We start from the raw sequence: 26,474 nt of genomic DNA on the forward strand, positions 1-26,474 counted from the left end.
CCGCGCATATCGCATTTGCTACGAGGAAGACCATGGCCCGCGTAACCGTTGAAGACTGCCTAGAACACGTGGATAACCGCTTTGAGCTGGTCATGCTCTCGACCAAGCGTGCCCGTCAATTGGCAACCGGCGGCAAAGAGCCGAAGGTCGCATGGGAAAACGACAAGCCTACCGTCGTCGCCCTGCGTGAAATCGCCGAAGGCATCGTGACCCCTGAATTCATCGCCGCCGAAGAAATCGTCACCGAAGACCCGGTCTTCGCTGCATTTACCGAGGACGAGTCCAACGAGGCCGTCTAAGCCTATGCCTGGTCGACGTAGCACGGCGCGGGAACACAGCTTGCGGCAGGAGTCATCATGCCGAGCATAGACGCCCTCGCCGATCGCTTATCGGCCTACCTCGGCCAGGACCAGGTCAACCTGGTCCGCCGGGCCTACTTCTACGCCGAACAGGCCCACGACGGCCAGCGCCGCCGCAGCGGCGAGGCGTACGTCACGCACCCGCTCGCGGTCGCGAGCATCCTTGCCGACATGCACATGGACCATCAGAGCCTGATGGCCGCGATGCTGCATGACGTGATCGAAGACACCGGCATCGCCAAAGAGGCGCTGCAGGCGCAGTTTGGCGAAACCGTGGCCGAACTGGTCGACGGGGTCAGCAAACTGACCCAGATGAACTTCGAGACCAAGGCCGAAGCCCAGGCCGAGAACTTCCAGAAGATGGCCATGGCCATGGCGCGCGACATCCGCGTGATCCTGGTCAAGCTGGCCGACCGCCTGCACAACATGCGCACCCTGGAAGTGCTCTCCGGCGAGAAGCGCCGGCGGATCGCCAAGGAAACCCTGGAGATCTACGCCCCCATCGCCAACCGGCTGGGCATGCACTCGGTCCGCGTGGAGTTCGAAGACCTCGGCTTCAAGGCCATGCACCCGATGCGTTCCGCGCGGATCTACCAGGCGGTCAAGCGCGCCCGGGGCAACCGTAAGGAAATCGTCAACAAGATCGAAGAGTCCCTGAGCCACTGCCTGGCCATCGACGGCATCCAGGGCGAGATCAGCGGCCGCCAGAAGCACCTCTACGGCATCTACAAGAAAATGCGCGGCAAGCGCCGGGCCTTCAACGAGATCATGGACGTGTACGCGTTCCGGATCATCGTCGACAAGGTCGACACCTGCTACCGCGTGCTGGGTGCCGTGCACAACCTGTACAAGCCGCTGCCGGGGCGCTTCAAGGACTACATCGCGATCCCCAAGGCCAACGGCTACCAGTCGCTGCACACTACGCTGTTCGGCATGCACGGCGTGCCCATCGAGATCCAGATCCGCACCCGCGAGATGGAAGAGATGGCCAACAACGGCATCGCCGCGCACTGGCTGTACAAGTCCAGCAGCGACGAACAGCCCAAAGGCACCCACGCCCGCGCCCGCCAATGGGTCAAAGGCGTGCTGGAAATGCAGCAACGCGCCGGCAACTCGCTGGAATTCATCGAAAGCGTGAAGATCGACCTGTTCCCGGACGAGGTCTACGTGTTCACGCCCAAAGGCCGGATCATGGAGCTGCCCAAAGGCTCCACCGCCGTCGACTTCGCCTACGCGGTGCACACCGACGTCGGCAACAGCTGCATCGCCTGCCGGATCAACCGCCGCCTCGCCCCGCTGTCCGAACCGCTGCAGAGCGGCTCCACGGTCGAGATCGTCAGCGCCCCCGGCGCTCGGCCGAACCCGGCGTGGCTCAACTTCGTGGTCACCGGCAAGGCCCGCACCCACATCCGCCATGCGCTCAAGCTGCAGCGCCGCTCCGAATCCATCAGCCTGGGCGAGCGTCTGCTGAACAAGGTGCTGAACGGTTTCGACAGCTCGCTGGAGAACATCTCCGCCGAGCGGATCCAGGCCATGCTCGCCGAGTACCGCCTGGAGCTGATCGAAGACCTGCTCGAAGACATCGGCCTGGGCAACCGCATGGCCTATGTGGTGGCCCGCCGCCTGCTCGGCGAGGACGAACAGCTGCCGGCGCCGGAAGGCCCGCTGGCGATCCGCGGCACCGAGGGCCTGGTGCTCAGCTACGCCAAATGCTGCACGCCGATCCCCGGCGACCCGATCGTCGGTCACCTGTCGGCGGGCAAAGGCATGGTCGTGCACCTGGACAACTGCCGCAACATCAGCGAAATCCGCCACAACCCGGAAAAATGCATCCAGCTCTCGTGGGCCAAGGATGTCAGCGGCGAATTCAACGTCGAGCTGCGGGTCGAGCTGGAGCACCAGCGCGGCCTGATCGCGCTGCTGGCCAGCAGCGTCAACGCCGCCGACGGCAACATCGAGAAAATCAGCATGGACGAACGCGACGGCCGCATCAGCGTCGTCCAGCTGGTGGTCAGCGTCCACGACCGCGTGCACCTGGCCCGCGTGATCAAGAAACTGCGCGCCCTGGCCGGGGTGATACGCATCACCCGCATGCGCGCCTAAGCCCGCCATCACAAGGAGTCATACATGACCAAGACCGTTATCAGCAGCGACAAGGCCCCGGCCGCCATCGGCACCTACTCCCAGGCGATCAAGGCCGGCAATACCGTGTACATGTCGGGCCAGATCCCGCTGGACCCGAAAACCATGGAACTGGTCGAAGGCTTCGAAGCCCAGACCGTCCAGGTGTTCGAGAACCTGAAAGCCGTGGCCGAAGCGGCCGGCGGTTCGTTCAAGGACATCGTCAAGCTGAACATCTTCCTCACCGACCTGAGCCACTTCGCCAAGGTCAACGAGATCATGGGCAAGTACTTCGAACAGCCGTACCCGGCCCGCGCCGCCATCGGCGTCGCCGCCCTGCCTAAGGGTTCGCAGGTCGAAATGGATGCCATCCTGGTCATCGAGTAATGCGCACGGCGCAGCGTGCGAACGCTGCGCCGACTGCTTTGCCGTCAAGAAAAGGTTTCGAAAGGATTTATCCATGCGCAAAGCGCTTGCTCTCTCGCTGCTCGCCGTTTTCCTCGGCGGCTGCGCCAGCGACCCTGCCGACCGCGACATCAGCGGCACCTGGATCAACCAGACCGCCATCGACGCAGCCGCAAAAGGCGGCCCCCTGCGCGAAGCGCTGCAGGCCTACGGCCCGAACCTGGAATGGGACGTCAACACCCGCGCCGGCCAGGCCCGCTACACCAACGGTTTCGAGAATGTCGAAGGACGCTTGCAGGGCGAGCAGTCCGGCGCGTGGAAAATCGACTTCTACGGCGGTTCCGGCAGCGAGCTGAAGCGCGACGGCAGCCAGATGAAACAGGCCGCCACCGAAAACGAACCGGAACAGCTGTTCGACCGCGCCCAGATCCCGGTGCCGGACGGCGCCCCCATCGGCGCCAGCTTCGAACGCGCCCTGTACTCGGCCTACCTGGGCGGCAACTGGACCATCGCCAGCGGCCAGGGCGAAGGCAGCACCGTGCAGTTCCAGGCCGACGGCCAGGTCTCCGGCCTGCCCGGCGCCGACCGCTACGCCCTGTGCCTGGCAGGCGACTGCGCGTCGATGAACAGCGACCACGACAGCATGTGGCTGCAGCTCAACGGCCAAGGCAACAACTGGATCTTTGCGCGCAAGGGCAAGGAACTGGAGATCTTCCAGGCGGTGAACACCGCGCTGGCGGACGAACAGCCGCAGTTCACCCCGGGTGAGCGCAAGTGGCTGCTCGAGAAGCAGTGACCCGCTTCTGAATCCCGGCGCCGCCCTCACTGCCGCCATCGCCAGCAGGCTGGCTCCTACAGGAATTTCGGTCGATCGCAGCATCTGCGGCTGCCGCTGAACCCTGTGGCGCCAGCCTGCTGGCGTTGGGGTCAGCAGCGCCCTTCAAGAATGGCAGCGTAGCCTTCGCGATAGCTCGGATAGGTCGGCGCCCAACCCAGGGCTTTGGCCCGGGCGTTGCTGCACCGCTTGCTGCCGGTGCGGCGCACGCTGGCGTCCTCGGCCCATTCGGTGACGCCCAGGTACTCGCGCAGCCAGGCCACGACCTCGGCCAACGGCGCCGGCGCGTCATCGACGCCGATGTACACCTCATCCAGCGCCGCCCCGCCACGATCCGCCTCCAGCAGGAACGCCAGCAGTCCGGCCGCGTCGTCCGCATGGATGCGGTTGCCGTACAGCGGCGGCTCGACCGCCACCCGATAGCCGCGACGCACCTGGGTCAGCAGCCATTCCCGGCCGGGGCCGTAGATCCCGGTCAGGCGCACGGTACTGGCCGGGATGCCGCTGCCGAACGCCACCTGCTCGGCCTCCAGCATCACCCGCCCCGAATAGCCGGCTGCGACCGTCTCGGCGCCTTCATCGACCCACTCCCCGTCCTGCTGCCCGTACACGCTGCTGCTGGAGACGAACAGAATTCGCTTGGGCCGCTGGCCATGCTGCTTCAGCCAACCCAGCACATGCCGCAGCCCCTCGACGTAGGCAGCGCGGTAACCGGCCTCGTCATGCTCGGTGGCGGCCGCGCTGAACACCAGATAGTCCAGCGAACCGGTCGGCCAACCGGCCGGGCAGGCCTCGCCGAACAGGTCGCCCGCCACCCCGAGCACCCCCGCCGGCAAACGGGAAACCGTGCGGCGCAGGCCGTAGACCTGCCATCCGCCGCCGAGCAATTGCGTGGCCAGACGACCGCCGACATCACCGCAACCGGCGATCAAAACAGAAGGCGCAGACATCGAAAAACTCCTATCGGAAAGAACCAGACTAGCCTCGGCGACTGACGAGTGGCTAGCAATGCAGGAAAAAAAGCAACTCTATTACTTCTGTTAACAAGAATTACTTGCAATAATGCACGCCACTTTGTTCTCGGCCTTTCGAGGCCTGGAAGAGCATCACCGTTTTTCTACTTCAGGTCCGGCCAGCATGACACGCATTCAAACCTCCGCTTCGCCAACCAACCGACCTCGCGCCTGGCGCGCCGCGGCAGCCCTGCTGCTCAGCCTGATGCTGGCGCCGGTCGCCGCGTTCGCCGACACCCAGGCCACCCCTGCCACCCCTGCCGCCACCGAGCAGGCCGCGCCAGCCGCCCCTGCCGCAGCGCCAGCCGCCACCGACGCGATCCAGGCCGTTGATGCCGGCGCCGCCGACCAACCGGAAGTCCTCGAAGCGGACAACACCCTGGGCATGGCCCACGACCTGTCGCCCTGGGGCATGTACCAGAACGCCGACGCGGTCGTTAAGTCCGTGATGATCGGCCTGGCCCTCGCCTCGATCCTCACCTGGACCATCTGGATCGCCAAGGGCTTCGAGCTGATGGGCGCCAAGCGCCGCCTGCGCGGCGAGATCGCCAGCCTGAAGAAAGCCGCCTCCCTCAAGGAAGCCAGCGTCACCGCCGCCAAAGAAGGCACCCTGGCTAACCTGCTGGTGCACGACGCCCTGGAAGAAATGCGCCTGTCGGCCAACGCCCGCGAAAAGGAAGGCATCAAGGAACGCGTCAGCTTCCGCCTTGAGCGTCTGGTGGCCGCCTGCGGCCGCAACATGAGCAACGGCACCGGCGTGCTCGCCACCATCGGTTCCACCGCGCCGTTCGTCGGCCTGTTCGGCACCGTGTGGGGCATCATGAACAGCTTCATCGGCATCGCCAAGACCCAGACCACCAACCTTGCCGTCGTCGCGCCGGGCATCGCCGAAGCGCTGCTGGCCACCGCAATGGGCCTGGTGGCAGCGATCCCGGCGGTCGTCATCTACAACGTGTTCGCCCGCTCCATCGCCGGCTACAAGGCCCAGGTGTCCGACGCGTCGGCTCAGGTGCTGCTGCTGGTCAGCCGCGACCTCGACCATCAGCCTGAGCGCAGCTCGCAACCGCACATGGTGAAAGTGGGGTAACCGGCCATGGGCCTGCATTTGAAAGAAGGCGCAGACGACGATCTGGCCGAGAACCACGAAATCAACGTCACGCCGTTCATCGACGTGATGCTGGTGCTGTTGATCATCTTCATGGTGGCCGCGCCGCTGGCCACCGTGGACATCAAGGTCGACCTGCCCGCCTCCACCGCCAAGCCCGCGCCGCGCCCGGAAAAACCGGTGTTCCTCAGCGTCAAGGCCGACCAGCGCCTGTACCTGGGCGACGACGAAGTGAAGCCTGAAACCCTCGGCGTCGCCCTCGACGCCAAGACCCAGGGCAAGAAGGACACGACGGTCTTCTTCCAGGCCGACAAAGGCGTGGACTACGGCGACCTGATGAGCGTGATGGACAAGCTGCGCGGCGCAGGCTACCTGAAGGTCGGCCTGGTGGGCCTTGAGACGGCAGCCAAGAAATGATCGAGCCGCGCCATAAGCTGACGCGTTACGGCGGTAGCCTGGCCGTGGTGCTGGGCGTCCACGCGCTGGCCATCGCGCTGGCGGTGAACTGGACCGCCCGGCCGCCCATCGAACTGCCGCCGCAGGCCATGATGGTCGAGCTGGCCCCGGTGCCCGCACCGCCGCCGCCCGCACCGCCGAAAGTGGTCACGCCGCCGCAGCCGCCGGCCCCGGTCGAGCAGCTGCCGATCCCGAAACTGGCGGAAGCGCCGAAGGCCGAGATCGCCGTGTCCAAGCCTAAACCCAAGCCGAAGCCCAAGCCTCAGCCGCCCAAACCGGTCGAGAAGCCGGAGCCGCCGAAGGAAAAGCCTTCCGAGGAAAAACCGGCCGACACGCAACCGACCCAGGCGCCCACGGAGAAATCCGCGCAGCCGGCACCGGGCCCGTCGCCGGCGCAGCTGGCGGCCAAGGCCAGCTGGCAAGGCACCCTGCTCGCGCACCTGCAGAAGTACAAGAAGTACCCGGCGAGCGCGCAGGCACGGGGCAAGGAAGGCCTGAACCGCCTGCGGTTCGTGGTCGACGCCGAAGGCAACGTGCTGTCGTTCGAACTGGTGGGCCGCTCCGGCAATGCCGATCTGGACCGGGCCACCCTGGACATGATCCGCCGCGCCCAGCCGCTGCCCAAGCCGCCGGCCGACATGCTGAACAACGGCTCGATCGAAATCGTCGCGCCGTTCGTGTACTCGCTGGAGCGTCGCCGCTGAAACTGTGGGAGCGAGCCTGCTCGCGATGAGGCCATCACATTCAACACCTGCGTTGAATCCAACGGCGCCATCGCGAGCAGGCTCGCTCCTACAGGAAGCTTCATCACCCGACAGAAGGCACCGAAAGGTGCCTTTGTCACATCCGCAAACGGCAAACCGGCATTGCCCGGTGTCGCATGCCGCACTCAGTCTGATAACGTGCGTCTATCGATTGCAGCCGGTATGCTTGGCCCGCAAACCCACGGACGCTTGCCATGACTCTCACAGAATTACGCTACATCGTCACCCTCGCCCAAGAGCAGCATTTCGGCCATGCGGCCGAGCGTTGCCACGTCAGCCAACCGACCCTTTCGGTGGGCGTGAAAAAACTTGAAGACGAACTCGGTGTGCTGATTTTCGAGCGCAGCAAAAGCGCCGTGCGCCTGACCCCGGTCGGCGAAGGCATCGTCGCCCAGGCGCAGAAGGTGCTGGAGCAGGCCCAGGGCATCCGCGAACTGGCCCAGGCCGGCAAGAACCAGCTCACCGCCCCGCTGAAGGTCGGCGCGATCTACACCGTCGGGCCGTACCTGTTCCCGCACCTGATTCCGCAGCTGCACCGGGTCGCCCCGCAGATGCCGCTGTACATCGAAGAAAACTTCACCCACGTGCTGCGCGACAAGCTGCGCAACGGCGAGCTGGACGCGATCATCATCGCCCTGCCGTTCAACGAAGCCGACGTGCTGACCCTGCCGCTCTACGACGAGCCGTTCTACGTGCTGATGCCGGCCCAGCACCCGTGGACGCAAAAAGAATCCATCGACGCCGCCCTGCTCAACGACAAGAGCCTGCTGCTGCTCGGCGAAGGCCACTGCTTCCGCGACCAGGTGCTGGAAGCCTGCCCGACCCTGACCAAGGGCAACGACGGCGCCAAGCACACTACGGTGGAGTCCAGTTCGCTGGAAACCATCCGCCACATGGTCGCCTCGGGCCTGGGCGTGTCGATCCTGCCGTTGTCGGCGGTCGACAGCCACCACTACGCCCCCGGCGTGATCGAAGTGCGGCCGCTGTCGGCGCCGGTGCCGTTCCGCACCGTGGCCATCGCCTGGCGCGCCAGCTTCCCGCGCCCGAAGGCCATCGAGATCCTCGCCGACTCCATCCGCCTGTGCTCCGTGGCCAAGCCCGCCGCCGCGGTCACGGCCGGTTAAGCCAGCGTCATGGGCGAGCTGTCGCAAGTGTCGGTGACGGCACTCAAGGGTGTCGGCGAAGCCATGGCCGAGAAACTGGCCAAGGTCGGCCTGGAGAACCTCCAGGACGTGCTGTTCCACCTGCCGCTGCGCTACCAGGACCGCACCCGCGTGGTGCCCATCGGGGCGTTGCGCCCGGGGCAGGACGCGGTGGTCGAAGGCACCGTCAGCGGCGCCGATGTGGTCATGGGCCGGCGCCGCAGCCTGGTGGTGCGCCTGCAGGACGGCACCGGCGGCCTGAGCCTGCGCTTCTACCACTTCAGCAATGCGCAGAAGGAAGGCCTCAAGCGCGGCACGCGGATCCGCTGCTACGGCGAAGTCCGGCCCGGCGCGTCGGGGCTGGAGATCTACCACCCGGAATACCGCGCCATCACCGGCGACGAACCGCCGCCGGTGGATGAGACCCTGACCCCGGTCTACCCGCTCACCGAAGGCCTGACCCAACAGCGCCTGCGCCAGCTCTGCCTGCAGACCCTGACCCTGCTCAAGCCGTCCAGCCTGCCCGACTGGCTGCCGACCGAACTGGCCCGCGACTACCAACTGGCGCCGCTGGCCGACGCGATCCGCTACCTGCACAACCCGCCCGCCGACGCCGACGTCGAAGAGCTCGCCCTCGGCCATCACTGGGCCCAGCACCGGCTGGCGTTCGAAGAGCTGCTGACCCACCAGCTATCCCAGCAGCGCCTGCGCGAGAGCCTGCGCTCGCTGCGCGCCCCGGCCATGCCCAAGGCCACCCGGCTGCCGGCGCAGTACCTGGCCAACCTCGGCTTCAGCCCCACCGGCGCCCAGCAGCGGGTCGGCAACGAGATCGCCTACGACCTCAGCCAGCAAGAACCGATGCTGCGCCTGATCCAGGGCGACGTCGGCGCGGGCAAGACCGTGGTCGCCGCCCTCGCCGCCCTGCAAGCGCTGGAGGCCGGCTATCAGGTCGCCCTGATGGCGCCCACCGAGATCCTCGCCGAACAGCACTACCTCACCTTCAAGCGCTGGCTCGAACCGCTGGGCATTGAAGTGGCGTGGCTGGCCGGCAAGCTCAAGGGCAAGAACCGCGCCGCCGCGCTGGAGCAGATCGCCGGCGGCACGCCGATGGTGGTGGGCACCCACGCGCTGTTCCAGGACGAAGTGCAGTTCCGGAACCTCGCCCTGGTGATCATCGACGAACAGCACCGCTTCGGCGTCCAGCAGCGCCTGGCGCTGCGGCAGAAAGGCGTCGGCGGGCGGATGTGCCCGCACCAGCTGATCATGACCGCCACGCCGATCCCGCGCACCCTGGCCATGAGCGCCTACGCCGACCTCGACACCTCGATCCTCGACGAACTGCCGCCGGGCCGCACGCCGGTCAACACCGTGCTGGTCACCGACACCCGCCGCGTCGAAGTCATCGAGCGGGTGCGCAGCGCCTGCGCCGAGGGCCGTCAGGCCTATTGGGTGTGCACGCTGATCGAAGAGTCCGAAGAGCTGACCTGCCAGGCCGCCGAAACCACCTTCGAAGACCTCACCGCCGCCCTCGGCGAGCTGAAGGTCGGGCTGATCCACGGGCGCATGAAGCCCGCCGAAAAAGCCGCCGTGATGGCCGAATTCAAGGCCGGCAACCTGCAACTGCTGGTGGCCACCACCGTGATCGAGGTCGGCGTGGACGTGCCCAACGCCAGCCTGATGATCATCGAGAACCCCGAGCGCCTGGGCCTGGCCCAGCTGCACCAGCTGCGCGGCCGCGTGGGCCGGGGCAGCGCGGTCAGCCATTGCGTGCTGCTCTACCACCCGCCGCTGTCACAGATCGGTCGTCAGCGCCTGGGCATCATGCGCGAGACCAACGACGGCTTCGTCATCGCCGAAAAGGACCTCGAACTGCGCGGCCCCGGCGAAATGCTCGGCACCCGCCAGACCGGCCTGCTGCAGTTCAAGGTCGCTGACCTGATGCGCGACGCCGACCTGCTGCCCGCCGTGCGCGACGCCGCGCAGGCGCTGCTGGAGCGCTGGCCCACCCACGTCAGCCCGCTGCTCGACCGCTGGCTGCGGCACGGGCAGCAATACGGCCAAGTGTGAGCACCGTCGCAGTTTCTCAAAGCCCGCGACGACCAAGCTGGTTATACTCCTGCCATTGTTTCAAAAACGGATACAGACCATGACCGAAGCTGCTCTCGCCCCCGACACCCCGCACGCTCCGTCTGTCATTCGGCTGCTGCTCAACAAACTCGGCATCGCCTACGAAGAAGTGATCGACCACCACGGCCTCAACGCCTCGCGCAAAGTGCAGGCCGTGTTGCTGGACGACGCCGTCGGCGCGCTGATGGTGCTGTTCCCACAGAGCCAGTTGCTGGATCTCAACCGCCTCGCCGAATTGACCGGCCGTCGCCTGACCGCCGTGTCCACCGAGCGCCTGGACAAGATGCTCGGCAAGCACAGCCTGAGCCTGCTGCCGGGCCTGCCGGCGCTGACCAGCTCGCCGTGCCTCTACGAAGAAAGCCTGCTGCGCGAGCCCAAGCTGCTGATCCACTCCGGCGAGCCGGGCGTTCTGCTGGAGATCACCAGCGAAGCCTTCAAGACCATGCTGACCAAGGCCAGCGCCGCCAACTTCGGCGAAGCCCTGAGCAGCATCCGGCCCAACCTCGACCGCCCGGACGACGACCGCGAGGAAATCACCCAGGCCGTGCAGGCGTTCACCGCACGGCGCATCCAGCAGCGCCTGGAAGCGACCATCGAGATCCCGCCGCTGGCCGAGACCGCGCAAAAGATCATCAAACTGCGGGTCGACCCCAACGCCACCATCGACGACATCACCGGCGTGGTCGAGACCGACCCGGCGCTGGCCGCACAAGTGGTGAGCTGGGCGGCATCGCCGTACTACGCCTCGCCGGGCAAGATCCGCTCGGTGGAAGACGCCATCGTCCGCGTGCTGGGCTTCGACCTGGTGATCAACCTGGCCCTGGGCCTGGCCCTCGGCAAGACCCTGAGCCTGCCCAAGGACCACCCGCAACACACCACGCCGTACTGGCAGCAGTCGATCTACACCGCCGCCGTCATCGAAGGCCTGACCCGCGCCATGCCGCGCGCCCAGCGCCCTGAAGCCGGCCTGACCTACCTCGCCGGCCTGCTGCACAACTTCGGCTACCTGCTGCTGGCCCACGTGTTCCCGCCGCACTTCTCGCTGATCTGCCGGCACCTGGAGGTCAACCCGCACCTGTGCCACAGCTTCGTGGAACAGCACCTGCTGGGCATCAGCCGCGAACAGATCGGCTCCTGGCTGATGCGCTACTGGGACATGCCCGACGAACTGGCCACCGCCCTGCGCTTCCAGCACGACCCGAACTACGACGGCGCCTACGCCGAGTATCCGAACCTCGTGTGCCTGGCCGTGCGCCTGCTGCGCGCCCGCGGCATCGGCTCCGGCCCCGACGAAGACATCCCGGACGCGCTGCTGGAACGCGTCGGCCTGACCCGCGACAAGGCCAACGACGTCGTCAGCAAAGTCCTCGAAGCCGAAGTCCTGCTGCGCGAACTGGCTTCGCAGTTCAGCCAGGCCTAAACGCCAACAGGCCCGCTCCCTCAGGGTTTACACAACCCCTGTGGGAGCGAGCCTGCTCGCGATGAATCCAACCCGGTCTACCTGACCGCATCAAGCCTTGGGCTTGGCCTTCTTAGGCTTCAAATACTTGGTCAACCCCTGGAACCACATCACCAGCGCCGGGTTGCCCTTGAGCTGAATCGACTTGTCCTGAATCCCCTGCATGAACGCCAGTTGCTTGTTCTTGGCCTGCATCGTGGCAAACCCGTACGCCGCGTCCTTGAACGCAATCGCAAACGCCGGCTCCGCCACCGCCCCGGCCTTGCTGGTGATGCGCTGCCCCTTCACCACGAAATGCCGCGCCACCTTGCCGTCCAGGGTCTGCAGCTGAAACACCAGATCCTTGTCACCCAACTGCTGCTGGAACGCCGGATTGGTCCGACTGGCCTTGCCCATCAACAGCCCCAGCATCCACAGAAGAAAACGAAATTTCATGCGCACAGCCTCAAAAGGAAAATGAACGGCTGGGGGAGTGTAAGGGATTCATGGGATAACGCCACTATCGAGTGACGTTGCAAGACGATGGCGAGCTTTTCTCGCATGATGACTGCCAAGTCACGATTTCCAACCCCGCGTCCTACACGTGTTGAAACACATCCCTGTAGGAGCTGCCGAAGCTGCGATCTTTTGATCTTGCGCCTCGCAAACCTATAGGAAATTTCCCTCAAAACGCCGGGATGCCCATGAACTAGGCGGGCTAGTGGTTCGTCGATAGCCTCTGTGTGTCGCCGCAAAATCGGTGACTCGGACGTGCAAGTCCGGTGGGAGTACACATTGGTTATGGCAATCGGCCGGGCGTTTTCCTATGCTCGCGGATCGTTATGGCTGCTGTGTATGGGAGGCCTTCGGGTCTGCCGGGTTACTCCACCGGTCTTGCACACCTATGCACAGCTGCCACCACTTTCGAAGTGCGAGCGAAACGGTGTCAGCTCCTTGAATCTGGAGTAAGCGCTAATGATCAAACCAACACCCAATCCCCCCGCAACACCAGAAACCTCCCCCTACGAATCCCTTGATTCAAGGAAACTCCACGAAGCCGCCGAACGCGCCCTCGACCACCACTTGAAACCCGCCACCGCGCGCCCCAAACGCCTCGGCGGCCTGTTCATCCTCTGCCCCAACGCCGACGCCGAAGCCCTCATGGCCAACGCCTCCGAAGACCTCCTGTGCATCAGCGCCATCGCCGCCAACCTGGCCGACGAACTCGACGGCCCCCGCCGCTCGATGGCACTGGGCCTGAGCAGAATGGCGGATGGCGTGCGCTTGATGGTGGAAGGCACAATCGATCACATTGAGTTCAGGGAGTATCAGGTCAGGCCGTAGCTGGATCGTGGGCGGAAAAAAGGGGACGTTGAGTCCCCTTTTCTGATGGTTCCGGGATCACCACTGGCAACCCGTCTCAGGTGAAAAATCTATACCGAAATCTTCCTCGAATGAGTACTTCTTCCCAGACTTGTAGTTCGTGTAGACCATGCTGTAGACACGGGCACCCTGACTGACCATCTCATATTCACCTGTCAGAGCACCTTCGGAGACCTCCACCCAAGTCGTCGTGAACTCATACGGTCGATCCTCTGCCAGGATTATTTGCTCGGTGTTCCGATGCACAAGCGTAATAAATCGCTTGGACTGCCTATACCGGACACCCACCCCGCCCCATATGGACACGGAGTCGTGATACGTCCTGAACTCAAAACTGATGTTCTTGCCTTCCGACGAACGAAAACAGCGAACCTCGGATGTGAGTTCCCCATAGGCAGCCAAAGGACAGAGCAATAGCGCAACCAAAGGCAGCACAGACAAATACTTCAAACCGATCATTCCTTAAGCGGTACGGATAGCCACAAATCTACGTGGCGGTTCAGATGAATGCCAAAGCGCTAAAGCGAAAAGTCCGAAACCTCTTCAAGCACCCAGCACGCCCCTCGAACAAACCGGTACTCGAACACATAGTCCGTATCCGGCTTCTGCAGAATGGCCGTGGCACTGTTGCCCTGCACTTCCTTAACGGTCAACGTCAGGCCGTCCGCATCGCGTTTTTCGCGACCGGGGATGAGCGGAAACTTGATCTGATCACCGCTCACACTGCGCTTTTCCAATCCCGGCTCGGGATCGCCCGGAATCGTTGTGACCAGTTGCAGGGGTTGTTTCACATAAGCCTTCTGCACCTCCAGGCGCTCGGAAAACGCCGTGAGGAACGCCGGAAACTCCTTGGCCGGACAAACAGCGTCGACAGCCTTGTCACCGGCAGAAACCGGCGCAATCCTGTCCAGCTCAACGGCACGCTCCAAACTCATCCGCTCAATGCACCTGTTGACGACCGTCCTATGGGCAGGCGCGTCCGCATCGATCTCGAACGCCTCCACCACGCAATTCGCATCCCGCAACCTGACCCACGCCCGCTGCGCCTCCTTGACCTTCGCCACATACGCAGCGCCCATTGCAGGATCACGCTGATAGTGGGCTTCAAGCCGCTCCATCAGTTCGTGGTAACGGGTGTCCAACTGAGTGTCAGCTTTGGTTTTCGCCACTTCGGCGCATTGATCAACCTGCGCACTGCTGGATACCACTGCGCAGTCGCCATCGGCCAGCGCGATTGATGTGCACAACAGTCCGAAGGAGAGTGATAAAAAACGGTTAAGCCAGTTCAATGGTTCAGTCCCTGATTTGATGATCACCCAATTACACGTGCTGCTCTGACTCTGTCCCCCTAAATGCAGTGACTTGCCTTGATCGTGCCAGCACCTTGCGATGTCAACCGCTGCACGTTACGGGCGCCCGCCTGATCACCTTTGTCGGCCGCCATTTGGTAACAGGCCAACGCCCTAGACACATCCTTCGTTCCTAAGTCGCCAGCTTCGAACGAGCTGGCCAGATAATTCATCCCATCAACTGAACCCATGGAAATCGCACGAATGACCTGCTCTTCTGCCTGCTTGGGGTGGAGGCAAGGACCGTCGTAATTGGTGGAGTTCCCCATACAAAAGAACGAGGCATAACCCAACGCACCACTCGGCGTCTTTGAAGCGGCTTTGAACAGCGCCTCAACCTTGCTGGTTTCCAGTTGGGACGCCATCTGCGAAAGGCTCAGTCTTGCCGCTGACTCGCTCGCCTCTGGATCACCCGACTCTGCTGCGCAGACATAATTTTCCAGAGACGCTTCAATCAACTCCACAGTCAGCCGGTATTGCTCAAGAAACCCTAGCCCTCCTAAAGCTTCAGCACGCTGTTCGCAGAAGTTTTCGGCACGGCTCATTCCGGGTTTACGCGTTGCGACAAGATCCTTCTCGCTGATCGACCAGTCTTCGACGCCTTCAAGCACCCAACATGCCTGACGTGAGAAGTTGAAGATTTTTACATTGCTGTTGCCCGCCCGCTTATCCACCACATTGACGTGACTGTCGTCGACGGTCTCAATCTCGACGCCGAGCGTCCCGGTTGGACTGACAGGCGCCAACAATGGGTACGCCAACGAGGCCCCCGGCACTCCCGTTGTCACGGGTTCGAAGTCCGTCGGCCCTTTGCCCGCTATCGGCTTGAGTAACAGTTGTTTGACCGTCAGCGCCGTTAGGCGTCGCTGAGACTCGCTATCGGCAGAATACGCGATCAGAAACGGCGTGAATTCCTCGGACGGGCAAACATCATTGACCGGCGCCGCAGCAGCATTTTTGTTGGTTGGGGGAGTGACCTGTTCAGGCGCAATTTTTTCTAGGTACGCCGACCGCTCACGGCTCATCCGGGCAACGCACAAGTTAACGGTGGCCACATAAGCGGGTTGACCCGCCTCGATTTCAAACGCTTCCAAAGCGCAGCCAGTGTCCCGCAGCTTGAGCCAGGCTCGCTGAGACTCTTTGACCTTTGCGGCATACGACGAGCCCAGCGCAGGATCGACCCGATACTGCGCTTCAATCCGCGCCATCAACTGTTGATAACTGACATTCAACTGCGTATCGGCAGACTTTTTTGCCGACTCGGAACAAGGCAGCCTTTCCAAGCCTGAAGAAACCTGAGTGCAGTCATCCTGCGCATACACCGCCGAAACCGGCAGCAACAACGCGCCGATAAACGAAAAAACAAAACGCTTCACCGTGTTCAATCCTTGATTCATTCAGCTCATCAGGCTTTGCGCTTTGCAAAGCGGGTTGTACATCGCTTGGGGACGTTCATTTCCCAGTAGGTGCTGATCAGCGCTTTGTGCTTGCCATCAACACGCAGGTTGACGAATCCATCACCGCAATCAGGCTGTAGTTCCTGGAAGCTGCCGGTTTTGGGCTGGTAAACAAAAATCCTGTGGATGTTGTACGTGCCCATCCCGTCATCAACCTGCCAGACCGCGAAGTCTTTCATCCCGTCGAAATTGAAATCATCGAACTGCATACGTAGTTCGCTTTCCGCTTCAAAGGTGATGGATCGGGATACGCTGTGCCCATCGCGTGTAACCGAAAACGCGAGCGAAGAACCCTCCGATGTGAGCGTCACTTCAGTGCCTGGGGTTGGACTGAAGGTGATTAGCTCAGCTTGGGCGGAGACCGTCCACAACACGCCTAGTAATAACCCGGCAAATAGTTTCAAGGCACGTACACGTCCTAGCTCCGGTCGCACAATACAAAACAGGACGGTTTTATTGATTGACCATTGGCATAAACAAACCATTCGTCTCTATTAGCTACCTTGACTCACCTTCATAGAGCTTAGTTTCCGAATTAAAACGCCAAACATGAGACGTTGTTAGCGGCTTACCATCTCTATGCATAATCTGATCTTGCTTGTCTCTATTATAAGAATAGATCTCAATATCTCTAAACAAACTATTTACTGGGTGAGTATCAAGAACTTTCACACCAGCAAAATACTCACCACCAACATTTCTTAAAAAACCACGACACTGAATTAGAAACTCATAGATAAAATCACCACTCGACCCACCACTAGAAGTTGAAAGATAAATGAAATCCTTCACTCCATCGCCATTAATATCTTCACTAATGACGACTTTCCCTTCCTCAATTGAAAATTTTTCACCATCAACCCGAGAAAGCAAATCAAAATCACGCACACCCTCCGTCCACGGGGACAAAAAATACTTAGCCCCCCCTGCCGGAGAACACACATCTACAGGAGCAGCGTTGGCTGCAGTCGCAAGAAATGCGAATATAAAAAGACACCTCATATCAATTCTCCATAACAAATGTGTTACGACCGGTTCTGACCGCCCCTTGAACCTCACTGGATCCATAAACGATGGCGACAGTGATAGTATCATTCAAAGCTTGCAACGCGTTAAATAACTTTGTTGCTAGTGCAGTCTCATGCGCCTCCCCCCAACTAGCAATCGGGAGTTGCCAGTTAACTCCTCCCGACGTGTTAATTGTGTTTTGAAGAACATTGCGAAGCCTATTATATTGCCCCCCACTAACAACATGTGAAGGTCGCCAGACATGCCAACGCAAAAGTATAGCCACTGCTTTTTCGGAGGTGTAAATAGCTCCTACAGTACTATTTACGACCAAAGATCCAACATTGAAGCTGATCGGATCAGTCAATATTTCCCTTAGCCTAAGCTTGGCCATAGACCACATTGCTGATCTATATCTAGGAATAGTGCGCGCGGCCATACTAAGACGATAAAACCAATGCCAAGTTTTTAAGTAATGAGCTTCATCTTTCGAGGCGACCAGCTCTGTAAATTCATTCTCGGAATGAGTCGCTTGGGAAACAGCGTAGCTATCATTCGCAAGCTTTACCCAAGCTGCATAGGTCATTAGATCATCGTCATAAAGACCCGGATCATTCCACTCTTTCGTTGGGTACAAACCGAAGTTACTAAAAACCTTTTCAAAAACTTCAGGCTCACAATTTTTCAGGTATGCCATAAACCCAGGAAGCTCACCTTTCCCATAAAGATTTATAGGGTTTGGTGCATACAGCCCCATAGTCCAATGGCAAGGGCCGCCAGAAATAAGAGCATTATCCCAAGCGTTTAGCACGTCAAACCGACCAAAACATTCTGCTTCCGCAACCACCCTTATCGTTCGATATGTTGAAAGGGATGGGCTATTGAGTTGCGCCGAATTAGCAGATGCGCCGGTTATTTTTTCAACAGTCATTTCAGTCTGAGATGACCAACTATGCGCTTTACCCGCATTAGGCCCACCAAAGGTTCCACTCTGATAGTAACCAACTGCATGATATTCTGTTTGAGCGCGACCATCTGGAAAAGTAAAGTAACTACTGAAATCCCTAAATACAACTCTTGGACCGCTTTCAGTAAAACTATCATGAGCCCAGATATTGCAACCTTTCTCAGCCAAATCAGTCCTGGATCCCCCAGCGATCCTCCACGCCTCAAAAACAACAGGGCATCTATAGTCACTATTCAGCCAATGCTCTATTGCGGTTCTGGTTTTTTCATTTACCACACCACTTATCGGGCCGGTATACCTTGCAGCATTCGCTACTGACTGAAGACTATCAACATAATAACTCACGGGACCAATGGTTGACCCGCTAACGGTCGGGGCCTTTCCAGCTTTAGCGACTATACCTGCGGAGCCGTCATAGTAAACATCCAAGTTATTTATTCGGACAGGAGAGCCAGCCTGATCCAATAGTAGCTGACCCCTTTTTTCATTTCTCACACATGCAACCTGCGCCATTGAAGCATATATTTGAAACTCCCGAACAGCCCACTCGGTTCTAGTCCCAAACTCTCCAGTAGCTTTTCCGAGAACAGAGAATCCTAAGCTAATTAGATCCTCCTGGAGTTTTCTCACGTGTTCTGGCACAGCTAAAGCAGCACTGCTTCCGGATGTCCCCCCAGCTGTTTCAGCGTTAGTAACGGTAACCGGTGGGTTCTCGACCCCTCCCCAACGTGGAGGTGTGTTTTGTGCTGGTTTACCATCGTGATCCCTCCTACAGAGATCAAAATTCCCGTAAATCATTGCTTACTCCATTATGCAATATGCTGTTCTTCAAGGCGTTTAATATCGCTGAAAGAAAGATAATCTTTGTCTGATAACTCACAGGAACGATGGAAGCAACGGGTGGCATACTTAGTTTTCGGGCCATTCTCACCGTCTATTTTTCCATCATAGAACCCAAGATTTTTAAGGCGGGACTGAAGCCCTTTCACGTCCGAGGCCTCCGACTGAGCTTTCAAGTCCAACTCCCAGATCCATGGCTGAGATTCTGCGCCAAATGGATAGAAAGTAAGCTTGCCCTTCTTCGCATCAGGCGGAACTGGCTGGTCAACAAACCCTTCACTAGAAGTTGTGCCTTTATAGGTCACTCCATCCACTTCCAGCGTATAGGCCTGTCCAGCAATGCCCTTTTTGTCATAGGGACGCTTCATCTGAATACGGAAGCTCTTTTTCTCGGATGCTGGCGGAGGAGGTGGCGGCGCATTCAACAACGCCTGATCCATCAAACTCCCCGCCTTATCCTTATCCGCCGCCCCCGGCAGCACCGGCGGCTTGATCCCGATCCCGGTGCCCGAGCCAGCCGACCCGCCGGCATTGATCTTCACCACCGGCCCCACCACGGTCACGCCGCCACCGTCGAGCTTGATGAAGCTGCCGCCGCCCTGGATGGTCAGTTCGGTGCCGGCTTCGATGACGATCTTGTCGCCGGCCTTGAGGTGGATCTCTTTGCCTGCGCTGGTCAGTTGCGCGGTGCCCAGTTTCACGTGCTGGTTCTGGCCGACGGTCAGGTGGTCGTCCATTCGCGCTTCGATCTTGCGGTCCGCGATGGTCGTGCGGTGTTCTTCGGCCTTGAGTTCGGTGTAGGTGTTCTTCACCACGGTGTCGTGGCGTTCGTTGCCGACGCGGATCTTCTGGTCGTGTTCGATGTTTTCGTCCCAGTCGCGCTGGGCGTGGATGTAGATCTGTTCGGCGCCTTTCTTGTCTTCGATGCGCAGTTCGTTGTACCCGCCGCCGCCCGGGGAGCTGAGGGACTTGAAGACGCTGCGGGTCTTGTTCGCCGGCAGGGCGTAGGGCACCGGGTTTTCCTTGTGGTACAGGCAGCCGGTGACGAGGGGTTGGTCGGGGTCGCCTTCAAGGAAGGTGACGAGGACTTCCATGCCGATGCGCGGGATGGAGATGGCGCCGTAGCGGTCGCCGGCCCAGGCGCTGGAGACACGCAGCCAGCAACTGGTCTTGTCGTCGGCCAGGCCTTCGCGGTCCCAGTGGAACTGGACTTTGACGCGGCCGTACTGGTCGCAGTGGATCTCTTCGCCCTTGGGGCCGGTGACGGTGGCGGTCTGGCTGCCGAGCACGCGGGGTTTGGTGTGTTCCAGGGCCGGGCGGTAGAAGACGTCCCACGGGGTGGCGAGGAAGCGGTTGCGGTAGCCCTGGTGGAAGTCGTCCTTGTTGTCGGTGGTGTCGCTGGTCACCGACTCTTCGAGCACTTGCGGCTGCTTGCCTTCGTGGACGATCTCGGTGAGCAGCCACAGGTCGTTCCACTCGCTGCGCGGGTGGTCGGACAGGGCCATGAAATGGCCGCTGACCAGTTTGGTCTGGTCGCCCCGGCCCTCGGCCTGGCGGTAGTCGGCGCGGTGGCGTTCGAGGGCGCGCTGGCTGAGGAACTTGCCGCGCGCACGGTCGAGGAAGCGGCCCGGGTAGTCGTAGTCTTCCAGATCCGGCTCTGTGCTTTCTCCGTCCGGCTTGTAGGCCGCCTCCAGTTGCAGGCGCGGCTTCTCGAAGTCGTAGTCGCGGCGGGTGACGCGGCCGGTGCGGGTTTCCAGGCGCAGCTTGAAGCCCTTGATCACCGGCTCTTCGGCGACCATGCCGCTGCCCTGCACATACGCGGTCGGCTGGCCGAGGTCGGGGAACACGGTCTGGTCGTCGCCGAACACCAACAGGTGGCCCTTCTTGCTGTGCTGGAAGTGGTAGTGGATGCCCTCCTCCTCGCACAGGCGCTGGATGAAGTGCAGGTCGGTCTCGTCGTACTGCACGCAGTAGTCGCGGTCCGGGCACTTCTCGCTGAGCTGGAAGCTGTAGGCGTTGGCCTTGATGCCGTGCTCGTCGAGGATCAGCGCGATGATCTTCGGCACCGACATCTGCTGGTAGATGCGCTGGTTGGTGCGGTGATGCAGGTACTGCATCTGCGGCACCAGCGACACCTTGTAGCGGGTCAGGCGCTTGCCGGCGTCGCCCTGGGCGACGCGGTAGATCTGGCCGTGGATGCCCGAGCCCTGCGGGTCGAAGGCGAGGAAGGCCTGCTTGTGCAGGAGCTGCTCCAGGTCCAGGTCGGGGTTTTCGCTGACCAGTTCCAGGTCGAAGCGGAACGGCTGGCTGATGCCTTCGGTGCCGGTGAACGACAGCACTTGCAGGTCGCCCACGTAGTCTTCGACGGTGAGGCTGAAGTGGGTTTCGTTAGCGGGGTTGAACATAAAGGGCTCCCTGTTCGAATGTCATCCGTGGCGCCGCAGCGCCAGACGCTGCAGCCAGGACGGATCGGCGCTCAGTGCTTCATGCAGTTGGCGGGCAGTGACGGTGCGCTGCGCCGCGTCGAAGACCAGCGCGGTGCGCAGCGCGGGCCAGCAGTGTTTCGGTAGGTTGTCCGGGGCCTCCAGGCCGCGGTCCAGGCCTTCGTCCCGGGCCTGGGTCGAAGGCAGGCGACGGAACGGGTGTTTGCCGCCCGCCAGCTCGTAGATCACGCAGGCGGCGCCGTACACGTCCGCGCTGGCCGACAGCGGCCGGCCCTCCAGCAGTTCGGGGGCGGCGTAGCCCGGTGTCCAGGCATTGAAGCGTTCGCGGCTCAGGTGCGGCAGGCCGGGCAGCACGCCCTCTTCGGCTTGACCCAAGCCGAAGTCGAACAGGCGCAGGCCGTCTTCGCTGAGCATCACGTTGCTCGGTTTCATGTCGCCGTGCAGCACGCCGCGGCGGTGGGCGCAGGCCAGCGTGTCGAGCAGCGGCAGCGCGATGTCGCGCAGTTCTTTCCACGGCAGGCCCAGGGGCCGCTCGCAGAGCAATTTGTCCAGGGTCAGGCCACGCATGAGTTCCATGGTGATGAAGGCCCGCTGGCAGTCGGTGTCCACTTCGAACGTGTGCACGCGCACCACGTTGTCGTGGCGCAGGCGCCGGGTCAGGGCGAACTCGCTGTAGAGCAAGGCGCTGGCGTCCGGCGATTCGGCGAATTCTTCGCCGAGGATCTTCAGCGCGATGTAAGGGTCGGGATCGCCGAACTGCTCGTGCAAAAGGTCCCGCGCCCGGTAGACGGCGCCCATGCCGCCGGCCCCGAGCAGGCGCTCGAGGTGGTAGCGGCCCGCCAGGATCTGGGGCAGCTCGCCGATGCTGGCCTTGGTCGGCGCCAGCGCGGGCTCTGCCTTGTGGGACTTGGCGAAAGCGAAGTAGGTCAGGTTGTTGGCCTGCTCTTCGCTCATCAGCAGGTCGTCGACCGAGGATTCGAGCCCGTTCATTGGCGCACCACCACGGCGGTCAGGTTGTCCCGCGCGGCGCCGCGCAGGGCGCCGTCGAACAGGCGCTCCAGCGCCACATGCGGCGCGCTCAGGCTCAGGGCGTTGCCCATCGCGTCGCTGCTCAGGCCCTGGTAGAGGCCGTCGCTGCACAGCAGGAACACGTCGCCCGGATACACCTCAAGCTCCAGCACATCCAGGGTCAGCTGTTCGGCGGCGCCGACCGCCCGGGTCAGCGCCTGGGCCGCCGGGTGCGCGGCGGCCTGTTCGGCACTCATTTGCTGCTCGTCGATCAGTTGCTGCTGCAGCGAATGGTCCTTCGACAGCTGATACAGGCGCTGCCCGCGCCACAGGTAGCAACGGCTGTCGCCGGCCCAGATGCACGCCGCGCGGTTGCCTTCCACCAGCAGCGCCACGACGGTGCTGCCCATGATGCTGTCGTGGCGGCCGGCGGTGACGGTCAGCTCCTGCCCCAAACGCCGGTTGAGCCAGTGCAGGCACTGGCGGATGGCCTTGAGGCGTTCGTCGAAGTCGTCCTGCTGAGGCAGTTCCGCGAGGCTGGCGACGATCAGTTGGCTGGCGACGTCGCCGCCCTGGTGCCCGCCCATGCCGTCGGCGACCGCCCACAGCCCCTGCTGCGGACAGTCGAGGAAGGCGTCCTCGTTGCGCGAACGCACCTTGCCCGCGTCGGTGCGGGCCGCGCTGCGCCAAGGGCTGGCCACCAGCATCAGAGCTGCACCGGCATGCGGAAGGTGCGCAGCACGCTGAGGTCGAACGGGTTCGGCGTGCGCTGGCTGGTCAGCAGGTAGTTGGCGCGCAAGCCACCCACGTCCGCCTTCAGCACCAGCACGTCGCGGCCGGTCAGGTATTCCGTCTGCATCAGGTCGAACAGGCGGAACAGCGACCAGGGGCCGGTGTTCTTCTCGATGCCGATCGGGCGGCCCGCCATCTTGTCCATCACCAGGCTGGTGCGGCCGTCTTCAGCATCGGTCGGCCACTTGAAGGACATCGGCAGGATCGGGCCGTGGCGGTATTCCATGACCTTGTCGCCGAACTTGAACTCGGAGCGGCTGACCGCCGGATCCAGGGTGTACGGCTCCAGCTTGAACTGCACCTGCGGCTCGGCCGGGTTGATCGAGAAGAAGCTCTGGCGGATCACCAGCGCCGCGGCCATCTGGTCGAGGTAGACCTTGGACACCGGCAGGCTGTGGCCGTCGACGCTGCGCATCCGGTAGTTGCCCGGATCGCCGCTGACGAACGGACGCATGTAGGTGTCGAAGAAGCGGTCGACGATGCCCTGGGCCTTGAAGAAGTCGCGGAAGTCGCTGATCGCCACGTCGCTGGTGCTGGTGGCGCTGAACGGGTAGCGCTTGCTGATGGTCTTGCCGTACACGCTGTACAGCTCGTTCTGGTAACGGCCGTTGAGGTACTGGTAGGCGTCGTTGAGCACCAGGCGCCAGGAGTCCTCGGCCAGCACGTTGAACCACACGCTGAGCGGACGCGGCAGGCGGCCGGAGGCGTTGCGCAGGTTGGTCAGCGCATCGCGCTGGCCGCTCATGCGGGTCTTGGCCATTTCGAACGAAGCTTGTTCCGGCGAGCTGGAACGGGCCAGGCTGGCCAGTTGCAGTTGCAGGTCGTTGAGCGCGTTGAGGGCCGGGGTCAGGTCGGCGGCCGGGCCGTTGTTGTCGTCCAGCAGACGGTGCAGCGGCTCGAAGCGGCGTTGCAGAGACTTCTTGGCGGTGTCCGGCAGGTTCTTCGCCACGTTCATGGCGGAAGCCTTGTCGGCCACGGCGGAAGCGATCTTGCCGACCTTGCCCAGCTTGCCCTTCTGCCCGGCTAGCGCATCGGCGGCGTCGCCGGCTTCGTCCACCGGCTCGGCGACCACCGGGAAGCGGGTGTTCTCGCGCACTTCCGACAGCAGCGCCAGCACCGGCGAGTTGGCCGAGGTCAGGCCCGCCAGTTGCTCGGCGCCTTCGCCGGCGTCGTTGATCGGCGGCAGGGCCACCTGGCCGACAGCCTCGCTCCAGTAGTTGGCGTAGTCGCGAAAGTACAGCTGCTCCAGCTCGACCATCAGGCGACGCAGATCCATATCGCTGATGCCCGCGCCTTCGCCCAGCACCCAGTTGTCACGCAGGATGTCGGTGACCAGCGCCGAGCCCTGCACCGAGAAGTACTGCTGATAGCCCTGCAGGGTGTAGAACCCCGGGATCACGTACTCGGTGCCGATGAACAGCGAGCCCTGCGGGCCCAGGTGCTGGCTGAAGCGGTAGTCTGGCAGGTTGCGCGCCTGCTCGCGGAGCATGCGGTACACCACGGCGGCCAGGGATTCGCTGCGCAGCACCTGACGGGCCTGGGTCACCAGTTGCTCGTTGAGCGGGTAGATGAACGGCTGTTGCAGCAGACGCTCCAGGTGAGTGGTCAGGCCGTTCTGCACCGCGGTGTTGCCGGAGTAGCGCATCGACCAGTCGTTGGCGACCCAGTCCTTGAGCCACGCGGCGTCGCGGCGGTCCTTCATGTTCAGCATCAGGTACGCGCGCAGGCTGTTGATCAGCTTTTCGCGGTCCTTCATGTTGGCGCGGATCTGCCCTTCGAGCTGGGTCGCGACCCGTGGCAGCAGTTGCTTCTCAAGCTCGCGCTCGTAGGCTTCCTTGACCACCGGGTTGACGTCGGAGCCCTGGTACAGGCCGAAGCGCTCGTGGTACGACACGTCGCCCTTCTTCGGGAACACCTGGGTGGCGGCGTAGCTGGTGTCGAGGGTCTTGAGCACGCCCATCGCGTCGTCGCGCGGGCTCAGCGCGGTGCGCTGCTGCGTCCAGTTCTGCGCCAGCGCACGGAGGTTCTCCAGGCGCTCGTAGTTGGCCGAGAAACCACCGGCCCAGAGCATGCCGAACAGTGCCAACGCCCCCAGCGCGCCCACGTACAGGGCACGCTGGCCCCAGTGGATGCGGCTGCGCTCGCGCTTGTCCAGGCCGGCCAGGTCGGCCTCGGGGAAGATCACCCGACTGAGCAGGTGATGGATGAACCGCGAACGGCCGCTGCGCAGGGTCGGCAGCACGCCGGCGCTCATGCCCAGGCTGGCGCCGATGCCGGCGGTGGCGGAGTCCATTTCCTGGGTCAGGTGCGGAGCGCTGATCAGGTAGAAGCCGCGCAGTTGGCTGGCCCGCTGGTAGCGGTTGCCGGTGAACGCCATGTCGACGAACAGGCACATGCGCTCGCCGATCTGGCCGAGCTGGTGCGGGAAGTCGAGGATGCGGCCGCGGCGCTGGGTGTCGCGCTCGGAGTGCATGCGCATGATCACCTGGCTGTTGAGGCGACGCAGCAGCTCTTCGAATTCACCGCGCAGCACGGTCACGTCGGTGCCGACCTGATCCTTGCGGAAGCTGGTGCCGAGCACCTGGTCGCTTTCCTCGCGGGTCAGCTGGTCGAAGAATTCGTCGAAGCCCAGCAGCTTGTCGGCCTTGCTCAGCACCAGATACACCGGCACATCCACGTGCAGCTTCTGGTACACGTCCTGCAGACGGCCGCGCACCTGGCGGGCCAGGGTCTCGATGTCCTGCTCGCTGCCGCCGGTGAGGGTCTCCACCGGGATGGTCACCAGCACGCCGTTCAGCGGACGGCCGCGGCGGCGCTTGCGCAGCAGCTCCAGCAGGGTCGTCCAGGCGCTGCCGTCGACTTCCGCGTCCGGCTGGCTCATGTAGCGCCCGGCGGTGTCGATCAGCACGCCGTGGTCGGCGAAGTACCAGTCGCAGTGACGGGTGCCGAGGGTGTCGCGGGTCAGCTTGCGGTCGATCTTGTTGATCGGGAATTCCAGCCCGGAGAAGTCCAGCAGGCTGGTCTTGCCGCTGCCCTGGGGGCCGATCAGCAGGTACCACGGCAAGTCGTTGCGCCAGCGCTCGCTGCGGCCACGGTACAGGCTCGAGGTCTTGAGGGTCTTCAGCGCATCACGAAAGCGCGCCTTCAGTTCCTTCTGCTCTTCGTCGATCAGCTCTTCGCGGCGGATGCGGTCCTGGCCGTCTTCGGTCTCTTCCACGGCCTTCTTGCGGATCCCGGCGCGCCAGCTGACGAAGACCATGGTCAGGCCCCAGATCAGGAACAGCACGCTGATGGTCAGCAGGCGGGAGGTCGAGCCTTCCCAGAACTTGTAGTCGGCCACCGCCAGCAACGGCCCGACGAACCACACCAGCAGCGCCACGAACAGCACCAGCAGCAGGGTCCAGACCCAGGTCTGGCGCAGGAAGGCGCCGACTTTCTTGAAAAACTTTTTCATCACACGT

The 26,474-nt window shown here is 62.4% G+C and carries 22 protein-coding genes; 11 read left to right on the plus strand and 11 right to left on the minus strand.

The features are described 5' to 3' along the window. Positions 1 to 32 precede the first annotated feature (32 nt). The 4 genes from rpoZ (at position 33) to CAG33_RS12190 (ending at position 3,681) form a co-directional block, all read left to right on the plus strand. Positions 33 to 299 carry a DNA-directed RNA polymerase subunit omega gene (gene rpoZ, locus CAG33_RS12175; RefSeq protein WP_085578965.1) on the plus strand — a complete coding sequence of 89 codons (267 nt, stop codon included), beginning with the start codon at positions 33 to 35 and terminating at the stop codon, positions 297 to 299. Positions 300 to 356: 57 nt separating this feature from the next. Beyond that, complete coding sequence (gene spoT, locus CAG33_RS12180; protein ID WP_085638560.1) at positions 357 to 2,462, plus strand: bifunctional GTP diphosphokinase/guanosine-3',5'-bis pyrophosphate 3'-pyrophosphohydrolase; 2,106 nt, start codon at positions 357 to 359, stop codon at positions 2,460 to 2,462. A 24-nt stretch (positions 2,463 to 2,486) separates the two neighbouring features. Next, positions 2,487 to 2,867 carry a RidA family protein gene (locus CAG33_RS12185; RefSeq protein ID WP_065258184.1) on the plus strand — a complete coding sequence of 127 codons (381 nt, stop codon included), beginning with the start codon at positions 2,487 to 2,489 and terminating at the stop codon, positions 2,865 to 2,867. Between the two features lie 73 nt (positions 2,868 to 2,940). Continuing rightward, positions 2,941 to 3,681 carry a hypothetical protein gene (locus CAG33_RS12190; protein WP_085578969.1) on the plus strand — a complete coding sequence of 247 codons (741 nt, stop codon included), beginning with the start codon at positions 2,941 to 2,943 and terminating at the stop codon, positions 3,679 to 3,681. Positions 3,682 to 3,812: 131 nt separating this feature from the next. On the opposite strand, the gene CAG33_RS12195 is transcribed toward CAG33_RS12190, so the two are convergent. Further along, positions 3,813 to 4,670, minus strand: coding sequence for an NAD-dependent epimerase/dehydratase family protein (locus CAG33_RS12195; protein WP_085638563.1), 858 nt, complete (start codon positions 4,668 to 4,670; stop codon positions 3,813 to 3,815). 187 nt (positions 4,671 to 4,857) lie between these two features. Here CAG33_RS12195 and exbB point away from each other — a divergent pair, with 187 nt between their 5' ends. The 6 genes from exbB (at position 4,858) to CAG33_RS12225 (ending at position 11,747) form a co-directional block, all read left to right on the plus strand. Further along, positions 4,858 to 5,820, plus strand: a complete 963-nt coding sequence (gene exbB, locus CAG33_RS12200) for a tonB-system energizer ExbB (protein ID WP_085638566.1) — start codon at positions 4,858 to 4,860, stop codon at positions 5,818 to 5,820. 6 nt (positions 5,821 to 5,826) lie between these two features. Next, a complete protein-coding gene (gene exbD, locus CAG33_RS12205) occupies positions 5,827 to 6,255 on the plus strand; it encodes a TonB system transport protein ExbD (RefSeq protein ID WP_085638569.1) in 429 nt (142 codons plus the stop codon). Then, complete coding sequence (locus tag CAG33_RS12210) at positions 6,252 to 6,998, plus strand: energy transducer TonB (RefSeq protein WP_085638573.1); 747 nt, start codon at positions 6,252 to 6,254, stop codon at positions 6,996 to 6,998. The genes exbD and CAG33_RS12210 overlap by 4 nt, the downstream gene beginning before the upstream one ends. Before the next feature lie 254 nt (positions 6,999 to 7,252). Next, positions 7,253 to 8,182, plus strand: a complete 930-nt coding sequence (locus CAG33_RS12215; RefSeq protein ID WP_085638577.1) for a hydrogen peroxide-inducible genes activator — start codon at positions 7,253 to 7,255, stop codon at positions 8,180 to 8,182. Between the two features lie 9 nt (positions 8,183 to 8,191). Continuing rightward, the gene (gene recG, locus CAG33_RS12220; protein ID WP_085638580.1) at positions 8,192 to 10,267 is read left to right on the plus strand and encodes an ATP-dependent DNA helicase RecG; all 2,076 of its coding nucleotides are present in this window, start codon (positions 8,192 to 8,194) and stop codon (positions 10,265 to 10,267) included. 79 nt (positions 10,268 to 10,346) lie between these two features. Then, positions 10,347 to 11,747: an aminoacyl-tRNA deacylase and HDOD domain-containing protein gene (locus CAG33_RS12225; RefSeq protein ID WP_085578983.1), complete on the plus strand. Its 1,401-nt coding sequence runs from the start codon at positions 10,347 to 10,349 to the stop codon at positions 11,745 to 11,747. A 90-nt stretch (positions 11,748 to 11,837) separates the two neighbouring features. On the opposite strand, the gene CAG33_RS12230 is transcribed toward CAG33_RS12225, so the two are convergent. Further along, positions 11,838 to 12,221: a helicase gene (locus tag CAG33_RS12230; protein ID WP_085578985.1), complete on the minus strand. Its 384-nt coding sequence runs from the start codon at positions 12,219 to 12,221 to the stop codon at positions 11,838 to 11,840. Between the two features lie 519 nt (positions 12,222 to 12,740). Between CAG33_RS12230 and CAG33_RS12235 the strand changes: the two genes are divergently transcribed. Continuing rightward, positions 12,741 to 13,109, plus strand: coding sequence for a DUF6124 family protein (locus tag CAG33_RS12235; protein ID WP_085578987.1), 369 nt, complete (start codon positions 12,741 to 12,743; stop codon positions 13,107 to 13,109). A gap of 557 nt (positions 13,110 to 13,666) precedes the next feature. Here the strand turns inward: CAG33_RS12235 and CAG33_RS12245 are convergent. The 9 genes from CAG33_RS12245 to tssM all read right to left on the minus strand — a co-directional run bounded on the left by CAG33_RS12245 (position 13,667) and on the right by tssM (position 26,467). Continuing rightward, positions 13,667 to 14,437, minus strand: a complete 771-nt coding sequence (locus CAG33_RS12245; RefSeq protein ID WP_139833005.1) for a lysozyme inhibitor LprI family protein — start codon at positions 14,435 to 14,437, stop codon at positions 13,667 to 13,669. A gap of 59 nt (positions 14,438 to 14,496) precedes the next feature. After that, entirely contained in the window at positions 14,497 to 15,873 is a 1,377-nt protein-coding gene (locus CAG33_RS12250) for a lysozyme inhibitor LprI family protein (protein ID WP_085638802.1), read from the minus strand. A 29-nt stretch (positions 15,874 to 15,902) separates the two neighbouring features. Beyond that, a complete protein-coding gene (locus CAG33_RS12255; RefSeq protein WP_085638589.1) occupies positions 15,903 to 16,358 on the minus strand; it encodes a hypothetical protein in 456 nt (151 codons plus the stop codon). A 94-nt stretch (positions 16,359 to 16,452) separates the two neighbouring features. Then, on the minus strand, positions 16,453 to 16,956 hold the full coding sequence (locus CAG33_RS12260; RefSeq protein WP_256576733.1) for a hypothetical protein: 504 nt from the start codon (positions 16,954 to 16,956) through the stop codon (positions 16,453 to 16,455). 1 nt (position 16,957) lies between these two features. Continuing rightward, positions 16,958 to 18,727: a peptidoglycan-binding protein gene (locus CAG33_RS12265; RefSeq protein WP_085638595.1), complete on the minus strand. Its 1,770-nt coding sequence runs from the start codon at positions 18,725 to 18,727 to the stop codon at positions 16,958 to 16,960. 11 nt (positions 18,728 to 18,738) lie between these two features. Then, positions 18,739 to 21,174 carry a type VI secretion system tip protein TssI/VgrG gene (tssI, locus tag CAG33_RS12270; RefSeq protein ID WP_085638598.1) on the minus strand — a complete coding sequence of 812 codons (2,436 nt, stop codon included), beginning with the start codon at positions 21,172 to 21,174 and terminating at the stop codon, positions 18,739 to 18,741. Between the two features lie 21 nt (positions 21,175 to 21,195). Beyond that, positions 21,196 to 22,203 carry a serine/threonine-protein kinase gene (locus tag CAG33_RS12275; protein ID WP_085638601.1) on the minus strand — a complete coding sequence of 336 codons (1,008 nt, stop codon included), beginning with the start codon at positions 22,201 to 22,203 and terminating at the stop codon, positions 21,196 to 21,198. Continuing rightward, entirely contained in the window at positions 22,200 to 22,928 is a 729-nt protein-coding gene (locus tag CAG33_RS12280) for a PP2C family serine/threonine-protein phosphatase (RefSeq protein ID WP_085579018.1), read from the minus strand. Before CAG33_RS12280 ends, CAG33_RS12275 begins: the two co-directional genes overlap by 4 nt. Further along, on the minus strand, positions 22,928 to 26,467 hold the full coding sequence (gene tssM / locus CAG33_RS12285) for a type VI secretion system membrane subunit TssM (RefSeq protein WP_085638604.1): 3,540 nt from the start codon (positions 26,465 to 26,467) through the stop codon (positions 22,928 to 22,930). The genes CAG33_RS12280 and tssM overlap by 1 nt, the downstream gene beginning before the upstream one ends. Between the last annotated feature and the right edge of the window lie 7 nt (positions 26,468 to 26,474).

This window comes from Pseudomonas sp. B3(2017) (genome assembly GCF_002113595.1).
GTDB classification, from domain to species: Bacteria; Pseudomonadota; Gammaproteobacteria; order Pseudomonadales; family Pseudomonadaceae; genus Aquipseudomonas; species Aquipseudomonas ekonensis.